16 protein-coding genes are annotated in these 18,492 nt (G+C 71.1%); 5 read left to right on the plus strand and 11 right to left on the minus strand.

All coding sequences use genetic code 11. From position 1 onward, the window contains the following. Window positions 1–195: 195 nt before the first annotated feature. The 3 genes from YU1_RS27910 to YU1_RS0104160 are packed head-to-tail and all read left to right on the plus strand — an operon-like array spanning window position 196 to window position 3,931. Window positions 196–1,326, plus strand: a complete 1,131-nt coding sequence (locus tag YU1_RS27910) for a GNAT family N-acetyltransferase (protein WP_084539672.1) — start codon at window positions 196–198, stop codon at window positions 1,324–1,326. Continuing rightward, window positions 1,323–2,759, plus strand: a complete 1,437-nt coding sequence (locus YU1_RS0104155) for an MATE family efflux transporter (protein WP_245263223.1) — start codon at window positions 1,323–1,325, stop codon at window positions 2,757–2,759. Before YU1_RS27910 ends, YU1_RS0104155 begins: the two co-directional genes overlap by 4 nt. After that, on the plus strand, window positions 2,756–3,931 hold the full coding sequence (locus YU1_RS0104160) for a PLP-dependent transferase (protein ID WP_029002985.1): 1,176 nt from the start codon (window positions 2,756–2,758) through the stop codon (window positions 3,929–3,931). The genes YU1_RS0104155 and YU1_RS0104160 overlap by 4 nt, the downstream gene beginning before the upstream one ends. A gap of 32 nt (window positions 3,932–3,963) precedes the next feature. Here YU1_RS0104160 and YU1_RS27915 read toward each other — a convergent pair whose 3' ends face one another. The 5 genes from YU1_RS27915 to YU1_RS0104185 all read right to left on the minus strand — a co-directional run bounded on the left by YU1_RS27915 (window position 3,964) and on the right by YU1_RS0104185 (window position 10,320). Next, a complete protein-coding gene (locus YU1_RS27915; protein WP_051356479.1) occupies window positions 3,964–4,656 on the minus strand; it encodes a sigma-70 family RNA polymerase sigma factor in 693 nt (230 codons plus the stop codon). Between the two features lie 52 nt (window positions 4,657–4,708). Then, window positions 4,709–6,025 carry a DUF418 domain-containing protein gene (locus tag YU1_RS27920; RefSeq protein WP_035713816.1) on the minus strand — a complete coding sequence of 439 codons (1,317 nt, stop codon included), beginning with the start codon at window positions 6,023–6,025 and terminating at the stop codon, window positions 4,709–4,711. Between the two features lie 22 nt (window positions 6,026–6,047). Then, window positions 6,048–8,555, minus strand: coding sequence for a TonB-dependent siderophore receptor (locus tag YU1_RS27925; RefSeq protein WP_051356480.1), 2,508 nt, complete (start codon window positions 8,553–8,555; stop codon window positions 6,048–6,050). 111 nt (window positions 8,556–8,666) lie between these two features. Continuing rightward, a complete protein-coding gene (locus YU1_RS0104180; protein WP_029002986.1) occupies window positions 8,667–9,647 on the minus strand; it encodes a FecR family protein in 981 nt (326 codons plus the stop codon). A 127-nt stretch (window positions 9,648–9,774) separates the two neighbouring features. Beyond that, on the minus strand, window positions 9,775–10,320 hold the full coding sequence (locus YU1_RS0104185) for an RNA polymerase sigma factor (protein ID WP_035713822.1): 546 nt from the start codon (window positions 10,318–10,320) through the stop codon (window positions 9,775–9,777). Window positions 10,321–10,683: 363 nt separating this feature from the next. Here YU1_RS0104185 and YU1_RS0104190 point away from each other — a divergent pair, with 363 nt between their 5' ends. After that, window positions 10,684–11,535, plus strand: a complete 852-nt coding sequence (locus YU1_RS0104190; RefSeq protein WP_156921957.1) for an ATP-binding cassette domain-containing protein — start codon at window positions 10,684–10,686, stop codon at window positions 11,533–11,535. Window positions 11,536–11,537: 2 nt separating this feature from the next. On the opposite strand, the gene YU1_RS0104195 is transcribed toward YU1_RS0104190, so the two are convergent. The 6 genes from YU1_RS0104195 to YU1_RS0104220 all read right to left on the minus strand — a co-directional run bounded on the left by YU1_RS0104195 (window position 11,538) and on the right by YU1_RS0104220 (window position 17,138). Further along, complete coding sequence (locus tag YU1_RS0104195) at window positions 11,538–12,923, minus strand: MmgE/PrpD family protein (RefSeq protein ID WP_029002989.1); 1,386 nt, start codon at window positions 12,921–12,923, stop codon at window positions 11,538–11,540. Continuing rightward, window positions 12,920–13,849, minus strand: a complete 930-nt coding sequence (locus YU1_RS0104200; RefSeq protein WP_029002990.1) for an aminotransferase class IV — start codon at window positions 13,847–13,849, stop codon at window positions 12,920–12,922. The genes YU1_RS0104195 and YU1_RS0104200 overlap by 4 nt, the downstream gene beginning before the upstream one ends. Window positions 13,850–13,858: 9 nt before the next feature. Beyond that, window positions 13,859–14,635 (minus strand): amino acid ABC transporter ATP-binding protein, encoded by a 777-nt coding sequence (locus tag YU1_RS0104205; protein WP_029002991.1) that lies wholly within the window; start codon window positions 14,633–14,635, stop codon window positions 13,859–13,861. 3 nt (window positions 14,636–14,638) lie between these two features. After that, window positions 14,639–15,310, minus strand: coding sequence for an amino acid ABC transporter permease (locus YU1_RS0104210; protein WP_029002992.1), 672 nt, complete (start codon window positions 15,308–15,310; stop codon window positions 14,639–14,641). Continuing rightward, complete coding sequence (locus YU1_RS0104215; RefSeq protein ID WP_029002993.1) at window positions 15,307–15,978, minus strand: amino acid ABC transporter permease; 672 nt, start codon at window positions 15,976–15,978, stop codon at window positions 15,307–15,309. The genes YU1_RS0104210 and YU1_RS0104215 overlap by 4 nt, the downstream gene beginning before the upstream one ends. A gap of 299 nt (window positions 15,979–16,277) precedes the next feature. Next, window positions 16,278–17,138, minus strand: a complete 861-nt coding sequence (locus tag YU1_RS0104220; RefSeq protein WP_051356481.1) for a transporter substrate-binding domain-containing protein — start codon at window positions 17,136–17,138, stop codon at window positions 16,278–16,280. A gap of 233 nt (window positions 17,139–17,371) precedes the next feature. Here YU1_RS0104220 and YU1_RS0104225 point away from each other — a divergent pair, with 233 nt between their 5' ends. Further along, window positions 17,372–18,487, plus strand: coding sequence for an ABC transporter substrate-binding protein (locus YU1_RS0104225; RefSeq protein ID WP_051356482.1), 1,116 nt, complete (start codon window positions 17,372–17,374; stop codon window positions 18,485–18,487). Window positions 18,488–18,492 lie beyond the last annotated feature (5 nt).

Below are 18,492 nucleotides of genomic sequence, written 5' to 3' on the forward strand. Positions count from 1 at the left end.
GAGGGGGGCGACGCAAATTTAGGGCGGCGACGCATTTGGTTCGGCGGCGGCGCATGTGCCCTTGCGGAAGGGGTAAATCGGCGCCGGCCTCGTCCGTCATCCGATGTGAGGCCGCTGCGCGCCATGCGGGCGCAGGGGCGGATGCGGCCCGGGCCTGCGCGCCGGGGCCGAATGCCGAAGGAGTTGCAAGAGGACATGACCCGCTCAGACCCTTCCCCGTGGCGCGGCGCCGGCCGGCCGGCTTTCCTGTCCTTCCAGGCCGCCGGGGCGCCCCTGGCGGTCACGCTGGCCTCCGATGCGCTCATCGTCACCGCCCGTGACGCCGTGGCCGCCGCGCTCACCGTCACCCGCGCCGGGCCGGGCGCGGTGCTGGCCGGCACCCTGCCGGAGACCGGCGTCGCCCCGGCGGACGCCATCGTGGCGGCCTGCGAGGCGCTGTTTGGCGCCGAGCCGGACCTCGCCTATGCGGACCTCGGCATGGCGCTGGACGGCACCCTTGCCGGCCATCTGCTCGCCGCCGGCATCGCCACCGCCGAGGATGGCGGGCTGCGGGTCTCGCCCGATCTGCTGTGGCAGCAGCCGCGCCCGTGGCTGGCCGGCAAGGGCGGCGTGGGCGGAGGGGCCTATCCGCAGCGCCTCGTGCTGGAGAACGGCATCCGCCACCCGCTGCGCCCGCCCATGCGCGAGGGCCTGCTCTATGCCCGCTTCATCCCCTGGCTGGGCCAGACCCTCTCCTTCCACACCGCCGATCCGGACCGGCACCTCGCGCCGTTCCACCGCTGGATGAACGATCCGCGCGTGGCGGAGATCTGGGAGGAGACGGGCGAGGAGGCCCAGCACCGCGCCTATCTGGAGGAGCGCCGCGCCGATCCGCACGCGGTGCCGGTGATCGGCTGCTTCGACGACGTGCCGTTCGGCTATTTCGAGCTGTACTGGGCCAAGGAGAACCGCCTCGGGCCGCATTACGAGGCGCAGGACTATGATCGCGGGTGGCATGTGCTGGTGGGCGAGGATGCCTATCGCGGCAAGGCCTACATCACCGCCTGGCTGCCCTCGCTGATGCACTTTATGTTCCTGGACGACCCGCGCACCCAGCGCATCGTCGGCGAGCCGAAGGCCACCCACGCCCAGCAGATCCGCAACCTGGACCGCTCCGGCTTCGCCAAGGTCAAGCATGTGGATTTCGCCCACAAGCGGGCCTTGCTGGTGATGCTGCTGCGCGAGCGCTTCTTCGGCGACCGGCTGTGGCAGCCGGCGGCGGAGGTTCCGGCGCTGGTGCCGGCCGGGGCCGGCGAACCACCCGCCGTCCGGGCGGCCTCGGCGTGAGCGCCGGGGCCTTGGAGGCGGCGGAGGGCGCGGTGGAGGGTTTCGCCGCGCCGCAGGACCTGGCCGATCCCCGGCTGAAGCGCCTGATCCTGCGGCTCGCCATCCCCTCGGTGGCGGGCCTGTCCATCACCGCCCTGCACCATGTGGCCAATGCCGGCTTCGTCGGCTTGCTGGGGCCGGAGGCGCTGGCGGCGGTGAGCGTGGCGATCCCGGTGTTCGCGCTGGTGGCGGCGCTGGGCCACGGCCTCGGCGTCGGCACGGCGGCCACCGTGGGCCGGCTGCTGGGCGCGGGCGCCGCGGGCGATGCCGACACGGCGGCGACCACCGCGCTCGCGCTCTCGGTGCTGCTCGGCATCGCCGCCAGCGTGGCGCTGGTGGCCTGGCAGGACGAGGTGCTCACCATGTTCGGCGCCACGGCGGGCATGATGCCGCAGGCGCGCGCCTATATCGGCCCGCTGGCGTTTTCCTGCGCCTTGCTGCTGTTGCAGATCACCTGCGATTTCATCGCCATCGCCGAAGGCAACAGCCGCTTCAGCATGTGGACGCTGCTGGGCGGCTTCTCGCTCAACATCGCCCTCGATCCATTGCTCATCTTCACCTTCGATCTCGGCATCGGCGGGGCGGCGTGGGCCACCATCCTGTCGCAGGTGGCCGCGCTCGCCGCCTATGCGGCCTATTTCGCCTTCGGCTGGGGCCGGGTGCGGGTGCACGCGGGGGCGCTCACCGGCGATCCCGCCATCCTGCGGCCCATGCTGGCGGTGGGCGTGCCGGTGACGCTGTCGAGCGCGCTGTCGGCTTTGGCCTTCGCTTTGGTCTATCGCGCCGCCTCCGAACAGGGCGGGGACGCGGCGGTGGCGGGCATCGGCATCGCCTTCCGCCTGCTCACCCTGGGCCTGCTGCCGGTCACCGGCTTCTGCCTCGGCGCGCAGGCGGTGCTGAGCTTCGCTTATGGCGCGGGCGATCCGCAGCGGGTGCGCGCGGCCACCGGCTTCATGCTGCGCGCGGCGCTGGGCTTCACCCTGGTCTATTCCCTGGCCATGGCGCTGTTCGCCGGGCCGGTGGTGGGCGTGTTCACGCAGGACGAGGCGACGGCCGGCATCGCGCGCGGCGCCCTCGTGCTGTTCCACATGGGCTTTGCCCTGGCGGGCCTCCAGTGCGTGCTGCTGGTGCTGCTCCAGGCCATGGGCAAGGCCCGGCTCGCCGCCGCCGTCGGGCTGGCGCCGCAGGGCTACCTGCTCATTCCGCTGCTCATCGTTCTGTCGCAGTCGTTCGGCCTCACCGGCGTGGTGATGGCCCCGGCCATCGCCACCGGCCTCACCGCGCTGATCTCCGCCGCGCTGCTGGCCCGCGAGATGGCGGATCTCGCCCGCCAGGGCCGCGCCGCGCGCCACGCCCCGTCCTCCCCGCCCGAAATCGCACGAGGTCCCGCATGAACAAGCCGTTCGCCCCCGAAGGCCAGGGCGCCTTCGAACTGCCGGCGTTGCCCGGCGAGGCCTATCCCCTGGCGGCCGCGGTGCCGCCGATCTTCCAGACCTCGCTGTTCACCTTCGAGACCTACGAGGACATGGCGGCGGTCTATGCCGGGCGCTCGCACCAATTGATCTATTCGCGCGGCGACAATCCGACCGTGATGGAGTTCGAGCGCGCGGTGGCTGCGCTGGAAGGGGCGGAGGCGGGCCGCGCCTTTTCCAGCGGCATGGGCGCCATCAGCGCCACCGTGCTGGCCCTGGTCTCCGCCGGCGACCGCATCGTCACCGTGCGCAACGTCTATAGCGACGCCTACCGGCTGTTCGAGCTGATGCTGTCGCGCTTCGGCGTCACCGTGGACTATGTGGACGGCACGGATGCGGCAGCGGTGGCGGCGGCGCTGCCGGGGGCGAGGCTGCTCTATCTGGAGAGCCCGACCTCGCTGATGTTCGAGCTTCAGGACATCGCAGCACTGGCCCGCGCCGCCCGCGCCCACGGCGTCATCACCGCCATCGACAATTCCTGGGCGACGCCGCTCTACCAACAGCCGATCGCCCACGGCATCGACCTTGTCATCCATGCCGCTTCCAAATATCTCGGCGGGCATTCCGACACGGTGGCCGGCGTGGTGGTGGGCTCGGCCGAGCTGGTCGGCCGCATCAACGCCCAGTCCTATGCCTATCTCGGCGCCAAGCTGTCGCCGTTCGAGGCGTGGCTGCTGCTGCGCGGGCTGAAGACGCTGCCGCTGCGCATGCCGCGCCACATGGCGAGCGGGCAGGCCATCGCCGCCCGGCTCACCGCCCATCCTGACGTGGAGCGGGTGCTGCACCCGGCCTATTCCACCCATCCCGGCCGGACCACGCTGGCCGGCTTCGGCGGGGTGTTCTCGTTCGAGGTGAGCGATGCCATCGACGTGCCGGCCTTCGTCGATGCGCTGCGGCTCATCCGCCTCGGGGTGAGCTGGGGCGGGCCGGAGAGCCTGGTGGTGCCGGCGCTGGCGCCGCTGCAATTGCAGAAGGCCAATTGCTTCAGCCGCTTCGGCATCAGCCCGCGTCTCGTCCGGCTGAATGTCGGCATCGAGGAGGTGGAGCCGCTGTGGGCGGACATCGCCCAGGCGCTGGAGCACGCCCGCCGCTGAGCGGGCGAAGACACGCGGCGGGGCTTCGGACGTCAGGCGGCGTCGGAGGCTTCCAGCAGCGCCTTGCGCCGCGGCGCCGCCAGCCGGGCCGCCGCGGCGGCCGTCTCGCGGGGCGCCTTCGCGGCCGCGGGCAGGGCGCCGAAGCGCAGTTCCGCCCCGGCCTCCAGGACATCGGCGGGGCGGCGCGTCCGACGCGGCTTCGGCGCCAGCACGGCGTCGAGCTGGGCCCGGCAATGCTCCTGCGCCTCGCGGATCATGAAGTGCACCAGCGTGGGCGACACGCCGAGCGAGGCGGCGATGTCCTTCTGCGGCACGTCGTGGATGCGGTTCAGCACGAAGGCGAGGCGGGTGCGCGAGGGCAGGCCGGCCAGCGCCCGCAGCACGCATTGCAGCGCCTGCCGGTGCTCCAGCGCCCGGTGCGGGTTCTCCAGCGGGGCGGCCATGTCCTCGGCCTGCGCCAGGGGGGCGGCGTGGCGCTGCTCCAATTGGCAGCGGCGCAGCCGGTCGATGGCGAGGTTCCGCACCATGCAGCAGGAGAAGCTGAGCGGCGAGTCCAGCGCCGTCGGCTCCATCTGGCAGGCCTTCAGCGCCGCGTCCTGCACCACGTCCTCGGCCTGCTGGCGGCAGGCCAGGATGCGGTTCGCCACCGACACCAGGGTCGCGCGGTGGCACATCATGGTGCGCAGCAGATCGCTCGCTGCCGCGCTCGCTCGCTTCGTCGACATCGCATGCTCCGCACTATGGGCAAGGAAGGGCGGGCCTGAGCCCCGCCGGCCGTCAGCCGCGCATCGGCCCCGCCTCCGGCCGGGCTTGTCCTGCCGCGCGCGCGGGGGCGTGCGGCCGGGCGGCGGCCCGATCTGTGGCCCGATTTGTGGCCCACGAGAGAATGCGCGCCAGCACCGCCTCCAGCGGCCCGGCGCCGAACCGCGCTGACCAGCCGGCCGCAGCCAGGGCGAGGGCGAGGAACAGCGCCAGCGAGAGGGCCAGCACCCCCTGGAGGCTGACCTCGGCATAGAGGCCGGCGCCGTAGCCGAAGAACAGCAGGCTGCCGATGACGCCCTGGAGCATGTAGATGGACAGCGACATGCGCCCGCTGGCGGCGAAGAAGTCGCGCCCCCCCCGCCAGCGCGGCTGCGCCAGCAGCGCCATCAGGCCGGCGAACACCACGAAGCTGACCAGCGGCGCGAACACCGGCCGCAGCGCCAGCGTGACGAGGAAGACGTTGCCGCCCGCCCAGTCGGCGGGGGCGAGGCACAGGGCGCCATAGGCGAGGTTGCCGACGAGGGCCGGCCACACCACCACCCGCGCCGCCGCCATCAGCGGGCTGTCGCCGGTGGCCAGCAGCGCGTCCTTGTGGCGGAAGGCGCAGATGCCGAGGCAGAAGGCGCTGGCGGTCATCGGCCACAGCGCCGGCACGCTCATCTGCGAGAAGGCCAGCCAGTCCCTGAGCCGCTGCGCGGCGATGGGCAGGAAGCCGCCGTCGCGCATCAGGGCGATGCGCCCGGCCTCGCTCAGCCCGAGGTCGGGCGTGGCGGTGGCGATGTAGATGGCGAACAGCGCGTGGTTGAGGATCGCCACCGCCCACAGCACGCCGGCCACGGTGACGAGCGTGCGCGTGCGCCAACCGAGCGCCGGCAGCAGCACGAGGCCGAGGATGGCGTAGGGCAACAGGATGTCCGCCTCGAACACGAAGGCGGCGTTCAGCACTCCGAGGCCCGCCAGCACCGCCATGCGCACCAGGAAGCGCCGGCGCCCGCCGGCGGCGATCTGCCCGGCGGCGCCCATGCCGAACAGGAAGGCGAAGATGAGGATGAACTTGCTCTCGAACAGCGCCTGGATGAGGAAGGCCGAGAGGGTGCCGAGGTGGAGCGCGTCGGCCTGCCGCCACCACCCGCCGGCGAAGCCGTAGGGCATGGCGAAGAACGGCAGGTTGACGATCAGGATGCCCATGAGCGCGATGCCGCGCAGGGCATCGATCCGGGCATCGCGCCGGCGCGCCTTCGGCGCCGGCGCGGCGGACCTCCGCTGGTCCTCGGTCGTCCGCTGGTCCACGATCGTCCGCTGGTCTTCGGTCGTCCGCTGGTCCTCGGTCATGCGGTGTTCCTTCCGGTCCGCCTTACCACTGGTACTTGAGGGTCCCGAGCACGGTGCGCCCCTGGCCCAGGTAGCAGAGCCCGGCGTTGCAGACTTCGGGCATCACATTGAAGACGTTGGTGGCGTTGAGCGCGGCGCTGAGGCCGGTCAGCTTCGGGTTGGTCTTGCCGAAGTCGTAGCGCAGCGCAGCGTCCACCATGGTGTAGGCAGCGTTGATCACGGTGTTGGTGTTGTTGCCGTAGGTCTGGCCGGTGTAGCGCAGGCCGAGGCCGCCGCTGGTGCCGTAGAGCAGGCCGGGCTGGACGGTGTAGTTGGCCCACAGCGAGGCCACGTTGCGCGGCGTCACCGCCGGCACCCGGCCGATCTCGGTCGTGGTGGCGGAATTGACGATCTCGGCGTCCGAATAGGTGTAGGCGGCGATCGCCTCCAGCCCGTCCGCCAGCCGGAACCGGCCTTCCACTTCCACGCCCTTGGTCGAGATCTCGCCGATGGACTGGTAGTAGGAGATGCCGGTCGTGCCGTTATAGCCGGCGTATTTCGCCGCATTGGTCTCGTCGAGCTTGTAGAGCGAGACGGTGACCAGCATGCGGTCGCCGGCTGGCTGGTACTTCAGGCCCACTTCGATCTGCTTGCCCTCGGCCGGCGGCAGCACGGCGCCGTCCTGGCTGACGTTACTGGTGGGCTGGAACGAGGTGGAATAGCTGACGTAGGGCGCGACCCCACTGTCGAACAGATAGAGCAGGCCGGCGCTGTAGGTGAAGGCGTTGTCGTCGCGGTCGCCGGTCACGGTGTCGGTCAGAAGGTTGGTCTGGGTGCGGCTGGTCCAGTCCTGCCGGCCGCTCAGCGAGAAGCGCCAGTTGCCGAGCTTCATCTGGTCCTGGGCATAGAGGCCGAGCTGGTCGAAATCGGTGCCGGTGCGGGTGGTGACGGCGGGCGTGGTGCCGCTCAGGCCGTAATAGGGATAGAGGATGTTGAGCGCATAGGCGGCGTTGGCCGCGCTGGTGCCGGTGCCCAGATTGTCGGTCATGGTGCCGTAGTCGAGGCCGAACAGCACGGTGTGGCCCACCTCGCCGGTGGCGAAATTGGCCTGGAGCTGGTTGTCCACCTGGAACGAGGACAGGCTCTCGTCGATCACCGCCGCGCCGCGCCGGTAGATCAGCGAATTGGTGCTGGCGAAGCCGCCGCCGGTCACGCTGCCGGTGAGATAGCGCCCATCCACGTCGGCGGTGCCGTAGCGCAGGTTCTGCCGGAACTGCCACATGTCGTTGAACGTGTGCTCGAACTTGTAGCCGATCTGGTACTGGGTCTGCTTCTGGTAGTCGTAGTCCGGGTCCGAGGCGCGCAGCTTGGTGGTGTGGCTCAGGCGGTTGATCATCGCCACATTGGCGTCGGTCTCGTCCTTCTGGGCGAGGGCGATGACGGTGAAGGAGGTGTCCTCGTTGCGCCAGGTGAAGGAGGGCGCCAGCATCAGCTCGTCGTCGGCGATGTCGTAATTGGTGTCGCCGGTCTTGCCGAGGCCGACGATGCGGTAGAGGAAGTTCTTGTTGGTGTCGCCAGCGCCGCCGAGGTCGAACGCCGCTTCCAGATGGCCGAAGCTGCCGACCTGCGCGACCACCTCGCGGATCTCCCGGGTGGTGGGCAGCTTGGAGATGCGGTCGATGATGCCGCCCGGCGTGCTCTGGCCGTAGAGCACCGCCGCCGGCCCCTTCACCACGTCGATGCGCTCCAGGCCGTAGGGCTCGGTGGAGAAGGTGGTGTAGGCGCCGGAATACTGCCGCAGGCCGTCGCGATAGTCGCCCAGCGTGGTCTCGGCGAAGCCGCGGATGTAGATCTGGTCGAAGCGCGGATCGTAGCCGAACGCGCCGGTGGTGACGCCGGCGGTGTATTGCACCGCCTGCGGCACGCTCTGCACGCCGCGGTCCTCCATCTCCTTCTGGGTGATGACGGTGATGGAGCGCGGGGTCTCGATCAGCGGGGTGTTGGTCTTGGTGCCGGCGTCGCTGCGGGTGGCGATGTAGCCGAAGGTGCCGTCGCCCTGCACGTCGATGGGATCGAGCGCGATGGCGCCTTCGGACGAGGCGCCCGCCACCGGTACCACGTCGGTGGCGCGGCGGATGGCGACCGTGGTGGCGCCGGTGAAATTGTAGCTCAGCCCGGTGCCGGACAGCAGCCGGCTGAGCGCCTGATCAGGCATCATGGTGCCGCTGACGCCGTTGGTGCGCAGGTTGCGCACCACCTCGCTGGAGAACAGCACCTTGAGGCCGGTGGCCCGCGCCCACTGGGTGAGCGCCGGGCCGAGCGGCCCGCCGGGGATGGCGAAGGCGACCGCGCCGCGGCTGGCGGTGCCGGCGGGCTGCGCCGGGGCGCCTTGCGCGAGCGCCGGGCTGGCGAAATGCAGGGCGGCCGCCGCGGTGGAGGCCAGCAGCAGGGCGCCGCGCCAGGAGGCGCGCCGTTGGCCCTGCGCGAGGCCGCGCCGCGAGGTGTTCCGTGCCCGGCCCTGCCGGCTGTTCTCCTTGCCCGACGTCGTCACCAGCAGATCCCCTTCCCATGCCCAGATCCGGCGTCTCTTGAACGCCACTCGATGGGGAAGACGACGGCGGGCGGAGATATGACAGCGCCGGGGCGTAGACTGGAGACGTTCTTATTTCTGCGGCTGGAACGGTTCCAGCGGGCGGGCCGGATCGCGCCGGATGACGGTGAGCAGGGGCAGCTTGTCCACCTTCAGCGGCAGCGCCTCGGCGAGGGCGTCGAGCAAGGCGTCGGTGTCGGCGGTCTCGAACATGCCGCTGACCGGCAACTGGCGCAGCGCGCCGTCGACGATGAGGATGCGGCCGCGCCGGTAGCGCTCGATCTCGCCCACCACGTCGCCCAGCGGCCGGCTGTCGAACAGCATCAGCCCGCGCCGCCAGGAGGTGCGGTTGGCGAGGTCCGTGGGGTGCGGCCGGGCGAGCCCGGTGGCGGGGGCGTAGCTCACCTCGCTGCCGGCCTCCACCTCGACGCTGGTGCCGCTGGCCGCGTCCGGATAGGCGACGCGCACCGCGTGCTCGCTCACCACCACGTCCACCAGGTCGCGGTCGCGGCTCACCTCGAAGGCGGTGCCGAGCGCGCGGGTGGTGCCGCCGGCGGCCTCCACCAGGAACGGGCGGGCGGGGTCCGGCGCCACGGCGACGAAGATGCGCCCGCCGAACAGGGTCAGCCGGCGCTGGCCGGCGGTGAAATGGATGTCGAGGCTGGTGGCGGCGTCGAGCTCCAGCTGCGAGCCGTCGGCCAGGGTCAAGGTGCGGCGCTCGCCCACGGCGGTGCGCGCGTCGGGGAAATAGGAGGCGGGCGGGCCGAACACGCCGGCCGCGAAGCCGCCGGCGAGCAGCGCCAGCAGGCCGAGGGAGAGCAGGGTGGCCCGCGCCGCCTTCGCCCGGCGCTTGCGGTTCAGCGCCGTGCCCAGCCCGTCCCAGAGCTGCTCGGCGGTCTCGGCCGCCTGCCGCTGCGCCGGGGTGGCGGCCTTCCAGTCATGGAAGGCGCTCCAGTCGGCGTCGGTCTCGGCGCCGGAATGCAGGTAGACGAGCCATTCGAGCGCCCGCTCGGTCAGCGGATCGAGCGGCGCGTCGAGTGCGTCGGGCGTCATCGGAGGGTCTCGTCGAGATGCCATGGGTTCGCCGTGCGGAATCGCTCCCTCGCACGGAAAGACGACGGCGCAGGCCGGAACGATACCAAAAAGTGCATCGGACGATAGAAAATCGGGATGCTGCCCGTCAGGCGCGCAGGCTGGAAAGGCCGTTCATGCAGCGGCGCAGCGCGGTGACGATGTATTTGGACACCATGCTCGGCGACACCTCCAGGCGCTCGGCGATCTGCGCGTGGGTGAGGCCCTCGATGCGGTTGAGCAGCAAGGCGGCGCGGCACTTGAAGGGCAGCGAATCCAGCGCGCGCTTCACCAGCAGGAAGTCCTCGCGCGATTCCAGCAGCCGGTCGGGCATGGGCATGGGATCGACCAGATGCTCGGAGACGTCGTCCAGCGTGGCGTGGATGCCGCGCCGGCGGTCGCGCCGCGCGCCGTCGATCATCAAATTGCTCACGATGCGCCAGAGGAAGAAGCGCGGGCTGGCCGGGGCCTGGCGGTCCTGCGCCGCGAAGTCCGAGGCGAGGTAGCGCACGAAGGCGTCCTGCACCACGTCGGCCGCCGCCTCGCGGTCGCCCAGCTTGCGATAGGCGAAGCGGTTCAGCTCCTGATAATAGAGCCGGAAGATGGCATCCAGATCGGAGGCAGCCGCAGTCTGTTCGGAGCTGATGCTTGTCATGCCGGCCCGCGGGTCTGCGACGAGCCGCCAAGCTCGTCAGGTGTGGCACTGGCCTGACGGCAGGGTCGGCCATCAAGCCAAGGTCAACAACCGTCCATAACTCAAGAAAAATTTACTTGCAAACACAATGATTTATATTGGTTCCAAGGTATAGTCGGCGCCACTCTGCAAGTGTCTGACATTGCCGCCGTCTTCGTCGCCGGGCAAGAGGGGGGCGAAGGCGGGTTGGTGCCGGCTTTGCTCCGGCCAAGGCGTGGCGGCGGGTTTTTTTTACCCGCGCGCGGTGGGAAAAACGCCGGCCGCGTCGTCTTATCTTGCAAGCCGTGCGTCCCGGCCGGGAGCGCGCCGCCGTGCAGGAGAGCGATGCTGACCCGCGTGCCCGATGCCGTGCCGGACCCGTCCGCGCCCCTGCCCACGCCCGTCCTCCCGCCGGTTCCCGGCGCGCCGCTGTTCGCGCTGGAAGGCGTCGGCTTCGCCGTGCCCGGCCGCGACCTCGTCAAGCCGGTGACGCTGGAGCTGCCGGCCCGCCGCGTGGTGGCGCTGATCGGCCACAACGGCTCGGGCAAGTCCACGCTGGTGAAGCTGCTGGCGCGCCAGCTCGCGCCGAGCACCGGGACGCTCAGGCTGGAGGGGCGGCCGCTCGCGGACTGGAGCCACCGCGACTTCGCCCGCAAGGTGGCCTACCTGCCGCAGCAGGTGCCTACCGGCGAGGGCATGCTGGTGAAGGAGCTGGTGGCGCTCGGCCGCTATCCCTGGCACGGCGCGCTCGGCCGCTTCGGCGCCGCCGACCGGGCCAAGGTGGACGAGGCGCTGGCGCTGACCGGCACCGACGCCATGGCGGATCGCCTGGTGGAGACGCTCTCCGGCGGCGAGCGCCAGCGCGCCTGGATCGCCATGCTGATCGCCCAGGACGCGGAATGCCTGTTGTTGGACGAGCCCACCTCGGCGCTGGACATCGCCCACCAGATGGAGGTGCTGACCCTTGTGCGGCGGCTCGCCCGCGAGCGCGGCCTCGGCGTGGTGGTGGTGCTGCACGACGTGAACATGGCGAGCCGCTTCTGCGACGAGATCATCGCCCTGAAGGCCGGCGCGGTGATCCGGCGCGGCACGGCGGCGGACATCGTCACCCCGGCCGCGCTGGCGGAGATCTACGGCGTCGCCATGACCGTGCTGCCCCATCCCGCCTCCGGCCTCCCGGTGGGGATCGTCGCCTGAGCCTAAGCCGCCCCGAGCACGGCGGAGAGGTCGCCCTGGCGCTCCAGGTCGAGCACCGCCGCCTCGATCCGCGCCACCGTGGCGGGCGGCACGGCGCAGGCGGCGTTGGCGCGGAACTTGGCGATCACCGCCTCCGGTGTCATCGGGCGCTCGGTGCAGCCGAGCGGGTAGGAGAGGCGCGGCCCCTCGATCCAGCGCCCGAACGCCATCACCCGCACCTGCCCGGCGGGCCGGCGCGCCGGGCCGCTCATCTGGGCGTCGATCTCCGGGTCCATGCGCACCCAGACGCGGGCGGCTAGCGCCGCCCGGTCGGCGTCCGTGGACGAGAGATTCGCGTACCAGCGCGCCTTCGGCCGCCCGAGCGCGAGGCTGGCGAGGGCGAAGGGCAGGCTGAACTGCGCATCCACCTGCGTGCGCGGCGCCACCTCCATGAAGTCGCGCGCCAGCCCAGCGGAGGTGAGCACCTCGATGGCCTCGATGGCTTCCGCCGCCAGCGGGCGCGCCGCGTGCACCTGCTCGAACGATTCCAGCGCCGTGTGCATCCAGCGGCAGGTGGGATAGGGCTTGAAGCTGGCATGGCGGGCCCACCACACCGCGCCCAGCCCGTCGCCCAGCACTGCGGGGTCGAACTGGTCCGAGCCCATCATGCGCCAGAAGCCGCTGTCGCCGTCCAGCACGTCCACGGCGCCGATGAGGCCGGCGCGGTCGTGCTGCACGGCGCGCACCCCGGCCTCGGCGGCGGGGGCGTTGAAATCCTTGAAGGAGACCAGCGGCCGGGCCTCCCAATTGTACTTGCGCAGGCTGGGCACCGGGGCCAGCGTGCCGGCGAAGCCGAGCGCATTGGCCATCCGCGCGCCGTCGAGGCCGACCAGCCGGCCATAGGCCGCCGCCGCGCCCAGCGCCTGGTGCTGGCACACCCCATAGACCTGCCGGAAGCGGGCGTAGCTGGGCTGCATGGAGAGGATGACGCGGGCGTTCAGCTCATAGGCCGCCGCCAGGGCGGCGAGCAGGGTGGCGCCGTCGCTGCCGGCCATGGCGGCGCCGCTCAGCGCCGCCGCCACCAGCGTCGCGCCGGGATGGCCCATGCCCTTGCCGTCCACCTCGAAGCCGTCGTCATGGTCGAGCGCGTTGATCGCCGCCGCATTGGCGAAGGCGGCGCCCGCCGGCGCCAGCGCCACCCTGGTGCCGAGCACGGGGCAGGGGCCGGGCGCATGCTCGGCCTCAACGCTCGCCAGCGCGCGGCGGGCAAGGTCCGAGCCCGCCCCGGCGAGGCCGCAGCCGATGCTGTCCAGCAGGTGCAGCTTGAGCTTCTCGGCCAGCGCGCGCGGCACGTCGGCGAGCGTCAGGCCGGCGGCGAAATCGGCGAGCCGGCGGGTGCGGGTGGTCATGGCGTGCGCGGGCTTGGCGCGCGGGTCAGCGCGTCATAGAGCGCTGACAGGCGCTCGGTGACCGGGCGCTCACCCACTGCGCCGATGGCCCGGCCATCCAGGCGCGCCACCGGGGTGACGCCGCCGAAGGTGCCGGTGACGAAGGCTTCCGCGCTGTTATAGGCCTCCGCCAGGGTGAAGTCGGCCTCGCGCACGGGGATGGCGTGGGCGGCGCACAGGTCCAGCACCTTCTGCCGGGTGATGCCCTTGAAGCAGTAGCGCCCGGTGGAGGTGAGCACCGCGCCGTCGCTGACGAAGAACAGGTTGGTGGAATTGCAGCTCGACACGAAGCCGTGCGGGTCCAGCATCAGCGCCTCGTGCGCGCCGGCGGCGATGGCCGGCAGCAGGGCCTGGATGAGGTTGAGTCGGCTGTGCGAATTGAGCCGGAGGTCGAAGCTGTCCGGCGCGCTGCAGCGGACCGGGGAGGTGGCCAGTACCAGCCCCTGGCGCTTGATCTCCGGGTCGGGCCGCTTGTGCTCGGCGACGATGGCGATGGTGGGCCGGCCCAGCGCGTTGCGCGGGTCCTGGTGGATGGTGGTCTTCTCGCCCCGCGTGACCATCAGGCGGATGTGGACGCCGTCGCTCATGGCGTTGGCGGCGACCAGCTCGTCCAGCGCCGCCGCCAGCCCGGCGCGGTCGAGGCCGATGTCGAGGGCGATGGCCCTGGCGCCCGCCTCAAGGCGCTTGAGGTGGTCGTCGAGGAAGGCGAAGCGCCCCTCCACCAGGCGGATGCCTTCCCACACCCCGTCGCCGAGGCCGAAGCCGGCGTCGAAGATGGAGACCATCGCCTCGGCGCGCCGCACCAGCTTGCCGTTGAGCCAGATGAGCACACCGTCATTGCGGGCGTCGTGGTTCGGCGTCTGGGCGCCCTTGCCTGTGAGTTGCATGCTGCGCATTCAGATCCGGAAGGCGGTGAAGCGGTCGAGGAAGCGCCGGGTGCGCTCCTCGCGCGGGGATTTCAGGACCTGCTCGGGCGGCCCGTCCTCCAGGATCGCGCCCTCGTGCAGGAACAGGACCCGGGTGGCGAAATGATAGGCGAAGCCCAGCTCGTGCGTCACCAGCAGCATGGTGCGCCCGCTCTCGGACAGATCGCGGATGACGCCCAGCACCTCGCCCACCAGCTCCGGATCGAGCGAGGAGGTGGGCTCGTCGAACAGCAGCACCTCCGGGTCCATGGCCAGGGCGCGGGCGATGGCGACGCGCTGCTGCTGGCCGCCGGAGAGGCGCGCGGGATAGGCGTCCGCCTTGTCGGCAAGGCCCACCTGGGCGAGGTGCTTCAGCGCCAGCGCCCGCGCCTCGGCCTTCTTCCGGCTCAGCACCGAGACCTGGCCTTCCATCACGTTTTCCAGCGCCGTCATGTGCGGGAACAGGTTGAACTGCTGGAACACCATGCCGACGCGCGCCCGCAGCGCGTTCAGCTCCGCCTCGCGATAGCGCGTGCCGCCGTCGGGGCGCTGGGTGCCGATGGCTGCGCCGTCCAGGAACAGGCGGCCCTTGCTGGGCATCTCCAGCACGTTGAGGCAGCGCAGCAGCGTGCTCTTGCCCGAGCCGCTGGAGCCCAGGATGGCGATGCGCTCGCCCCGGCGCACCTCCAGGTCGATGCCCTTCAGCACCTCGTTGGGGCCGAAGCTCTTGTGCAGGTCCGCGACCCGCAGCACCACGTCCTCGCTCATCGCTCAGGCTCCGCTCGCGGCAAACCGGCGCTCAAGCGCGTAGGAGGCCAGCGTGAAGGGATAGATCAGCACGAAATAGATCACCGCGACCACGGTGAAGGTCTCCAGCGGCAGATAGTTCTGGCTGCTGAACAGGCGGGCCGTATACATCAGCTCGTGCACGGTGACGATGGAGGCGACCGAGGTGTTCTTGGCCAGCTCCACCGCCCGGTTGGTGAAGGCCGGCACCATGCGCCGCACCGCCAGCGGCAGCACGATGCGCCGCAGCAGCCGCAGCCGGCCCATGCCCAGCGCCCGCCCGGCCTCCCACTGCCCCGTGGGCACCGCCTGGATGCCGCCGCGATAGATCTCCGCGCAATAGGCGCAGGCATTGAGGCTGAGCGCCAGAGCGGCGGCGGCGAAGGCGGGCAGCTGGATGCCGGTGACCACCGGCAAGGCGTAATAGAACCAGATCAGCTGGACCAGCACCGGCGTGTTGCGGAAGGTCTCCACGAAGGCGCGCGCCGGCCAGGCGATCCAGCGGCGCTGGGCGATGCGGGCGAGGCCGAGGAGGAGCCCACCGCCGAGCCCGGCGGCCAGCGCAATGGCCCACAGCGCCAGCGTCAGCCCGCAGGCCTTGAGCAGCAGGTCGATATTGGCGAAGACCTCGCCGAATTGCAGCTCGGGCAGGCTCATCGCGTGCCCGCCCGGCGCCCGCGCGCCTCCAGCCATTCCGCCACCTGGCTGGCGGAGAACAGGATGAGGAAGAACATCACCGCCACCACGGTATAGACCTCCAGCGGCCGGTAGGTGGTGGTGACGATCACCATGGCGCTGTAGATGGTCTCGTGGAAGGCGAGCGCGGCGGCCAGCGTGGTGGTCTTCACCAGTTCGAAGCTGCGCTCCACGAAGGGCGCCGCCATGCGCCGGGCGGCCTGGGGCAGGATGATCCGCCGCATCAGCCGCGCCCGGCCCATGCCGAGCGCCCGGCCGGCCTCCCACTGGCCGCGCTCCACCGAATTGATGCCGCCCCGGAACACCTCGGCGAAGAAGGCGCTGGACTGGATGCCGAGCGCGGCGAGCGCCGCCGCGAACGGCGGCAGGGTGAGCCCGAAGGCCATGGGCAGGCCGTAGAAGAACCAGAAGAAATGCACCAGCGGCGGGGTGTTGCGGTAGAATTCGATGAAGCCCAGCGCCGGCCAGGAGAGAACGCGCCGGCCGGACAGCCGCATGGCCGCCAGCACGCCGCCGCAGGCCACCCCGACAGCGATGCCGCTGAGCGACAGGATCACCGTGTTGCCGAGCCCTTCCAGCAGGATGTCGGCATTGCGCGAGACGGCGGAGAAATCCCAGACATAGGCCATCGTCGGGTCTGCTTTGCTCCTGTGGATGGACGGCGCATGTGGACGGCGTTGGACTCGCCTCAGTAACGGGCCGGTCGAGGGTGGGCGACCGTTTCACCCCCCTCCCTCGCCCTCCCCCGCAAGGGGGGAGGGGACCCCGCTCCTAAGTCTCGCGCCGCACTCGTGCTCGCGCGCCGTGCTCCCTCCCCCCTTGCGGGGGAGGGGTGGGGAGGGGGGTGAAGCGCTCTCCCCCTTCCCGTCATCGGCGAGAACGCCCGCCTGATCGAATGATCAGCGAGCCTGCGCCGCCGAGCCCGCGCTCAGGTGCGCGCCCACTGCTCGCGCAGCAGGGCCGGGGCCTGCTTGGGGTCGATGCCGCGATAGGTGAGGAATTCCTCGTAAATCTTCTGGATCTGCCCGCTCTCATAGAGCGAGTTGACCGCCACGCCGATCCAGTCGCGCCAGGACTTGTCCACGTCGCGGCGCACGCCGGCGCTGGTGGAGGCGGCCTTGATCGGCTCGGGCAGCAGCACGGTGCCGCGCTTGACCCGGCTGCGCAGCATCACCAGGGCGGGGTGGAACAGCGACACCGCATCCACCCGGCCGGACATGTAGGCCGCGCCCACCTCGTCGATGTTGGGGAAGCGCTCGATCTTGGCATTGGCGAGGCGCACGCTGAGGTCGCGGTCCGGCGAGGTGCCGAGCACCACGCCGATGCGCACGTCCGGCTTGTCGAGATCGGCCCAGGTCTTGGCGGCGAGGCCGTCGCGGGCCAGCACGCCGAGGGCGTAGTAGAACATGGGCTGGACCGGGAAATCGATGGCCAGCGCCCGCTGCGGCGTGGCGTCCATGGCGAACAGCACGTCGAACTGCCCGGCCTGGAGGCCGGCGACGGCGGTGCCCCAGGTGGTCTCCACCGCCACCGGCTTGACGCCCAGCTCCTTGGCGATGGCGACGCCGGCGCCCCAGCCGATGCCCTTCCACTCGTCCGAGCGCTGGTCCTTGTAGAACCACGGCTCGCCCGGCGGGGTGCCGATGCGCAGCTCGCCCCGGTCACGCACCTGCTGGAGCGTGTCGGCGCCCTGCTGGGCCTGGGCGGCGGTGGCCACCAGCGTGGCGCCCGCCCCGGTGAGCATGATCGCGCCGAGGGCCTTGCGCCGTTCCATCCTGGTGTCCGTCATCTCAAGATCTCCCGCCTCTCCAACGAGTAACAGCCGATGTTCCGCGGCGCAATAATTCGCGCTGGTTTCCAGTGGAATGCATCTGCACGCCAGGGTGGTAGTCCCGTCCCGCCCGGTGACGGACGGGCCGCCCGGCCGAGGCGCCCGCCGCGGACCCAGCCGCATATGCCCGAAGATAGTTGACTCAATCTAGTGATTTAATGAAATTAAGACTCGCGAACTGGGAGAGCATCATGGGCGACGGGAATGATGGGGCGCAGGGTGACGGGGCGCGTGGCCTCTCGCGGCGGAGCCTGCTGCGCTACGGCGCGGCGGCGGGGCTGGCGGTGCCGGTGGGCGTGATCGGCGGCCACGGGCTGGCGGGCAGCCTGCTGGCGCCCAGGGCGCCGGAGCTGCCGGACTTCCCCATCTGCCGCACCGGCGCGGATGGCCAGCCGGCGGCCACCGGGCCGCTGAAGCCCATCAAGCTGGCCTGGAACGCCACCGGCATCTGCACCGCCGCCGCCCCGGTGGCGAAGGACTACGGCATCTTCGCCGCCCATGGGCTGGACGTGGACTTCGTCAATTTCGGCGGCTCCACCGAGACGCTGCTGGAGGCCATCGCCACCGGCAAGGCGGACGCCGGCATCGGCATGGCGCTGCGCTGGCTGAAGCCGCTGGAGCAGGGCTTCGACGTGCGCGTGACCACCGGCCTGCACGGCGGCTGCATCCGCCTGCTGGGCGCCCCGGCCACCGGCGTCACCAAGCTGGAGGACCTGAAGGGCAGGACGGTCGCCATCTCCGACCAGGCTTCGCCCGCCAAGAACTTCTTCTCGCTGCTGCTGGCCAAGCGCGGCATCGACCCGGACAGCGTGCAGTGGCGCAACTATCCCGCCGAGGCGCTGCCGCTGGCCATCGACAAGGGCGAGGCCCAGGCGCTGGCCGACAACGACCCGCGCACCTGGATCTTCCTGAAGGAGAGCAACGGCAAGCTGATCGAGGTGGCGAGCAACCTCACCGCCGAGTTCCAGACCCGCTCGTGCTGCATCCTGGCCATCCGCAACACCCTGATCCGCGACGACAAGGCCACCGCCACCGCGCTCACCCGCGCGCTGCTGGAGGCCGCGCACCGGGTGGCGACCCGGCCGGAGGACGGCGCCAAAGCATTCGCCAATTACGGCGGCAAGGGCTCGCCGGAGGACCTCGCCGCCATGCTGCGCAGCCATACCCACGCCCACAACCCCACCGGGGCGGCGCTGAAGCAGGAGATCGCCGACTATACCGACGAACTGAAGCTGGTGAACGTCATCAAGCCCTCGACCAATTCGGCGCGCTTCGCCGAGAAGGTCTATGCCGACGTGCTGAGCTGAGGCGC

Origin of the sequence: Azorhizobium doebereinerae UFLA1-100 (assembly GCF_000473085.1) — a bacterium.
In the GTDB taxonomy this organism is placed as follows: domain Bacteria; phylum Pseudomonadota; class Alphaproteobacteria; order Rhizobiales; family Xanthobacteraceae; genus Azorhizobium; species Azorhizobium doebereinerae.

What these genes read in the sequence shown, in the direction of transcription:
- YU1_RS27910 (WP_084539672.1), top strand. Translation starts at nt 196, where the DNA reads ATGACCCGCTCAGACCCTTCCCCGTGGCGCGGCGCCGGCCGGCCGGCT.
- YU1_RS0104160 (WP_029002985.1), top strand. Translation starts at nt 2,756, where the DNA reads ATGAACAAGCCGTTCGCCCCCGAAGGCCAGGGCGCCTTCGAACTGCCG.
- YU1_RS27915 (WP_051356479.1), bottom strand. Translation starts at nt 4,656, where the DNA reads ATGTCGACGAAGCGAGCGAGCGCGGCAGCGAGCGATCTGCTGCGCACC.
- YU1_RS27920 (WP_035713816.1), bottom strand. Translation starts at nt 6,025, where the DNA reads ATGACCGAGGACCAGCGGACGACCGAAGACCAGCGGACGATCGTGGAC.
- YU1_RS0104180 (WP_029002986.1), bottom strand. Translation starts at nt 9,647, where the DNA reads ATGACGCCCGACGCACTCGACGCGCCGCTCGATCCGCTGACCGAGCGG.
- YU1_RS0104185 (WP_035713822.1), bottom strand. Translation starts at nt 10,320, where the DNA reads ATGACAAGCATCAGCTCCGAACAGACTGCGGCTGCCTCCGATCTGGAT.
- YU1_RS0104190 (WP_156921957.1), top strand. Translation starts at nt 10,684, where the DNA reads ATGCTGACCCGCGTGCCCGATGCCGTGCCGGACCCGTCCGCGCCCCTG.
- YU1_RS0104195 (WP_029002989.1), bottom strand. Translation starts at nt 12,923, where the DNA reads ATGACCACCCGCACCCGCCGGCTCGCCGATTTCGCCGCCGGCCTGACG.
- YU1_RS0104200 (WP_029002990.1), bottom strand. Translation starts at nt 13,849, where the DNA reads ATGCAACTCACAGGCAAGGGCGCCCAGACGCCGAACCACGACGCCCGC.
- YU1_RS0104205 (WP_029002991.1), bottom strand. Translation starts at nt 14,635, where the DNA reads ATGAGCGAGGACGTGGTGCTGCGGGTCGCGGACCTGCACAAGAGCTTC.
- YU1_RS0104210 (WP_029002992.1), bottom strand. Translation starts at nt 15,310, where the DNA reads ATGAGCCTGCCCGAGCTGCAATTCGGCGAGGTCTTCGCCAATATCGAC.
- YU1_RS0104215 (WP_029002993.1), bottom strand. Translation starts at nt 15,978, where the DNA reads ATGGCCTATGTCTGGGATTTCTCCGCCGTCTCGCGCAATGCCGACATC.
- YU1_RS0104220 (WP_051356481.1), bottom strand. Translation starts at nt 17,138, where the DNA reads ATGACGGACACCAGGATGGAACGGCGCAAGGCCCTCGGCGCGATCATG.
- YU1_RS0104225 (WP_051356482.1), top strand. Translation starts at nt 17,372, where the DNA reads ATGGGCGACGGGAATGATGGGGCGCAGGGTGACGGGGCGCGTGGCCTC.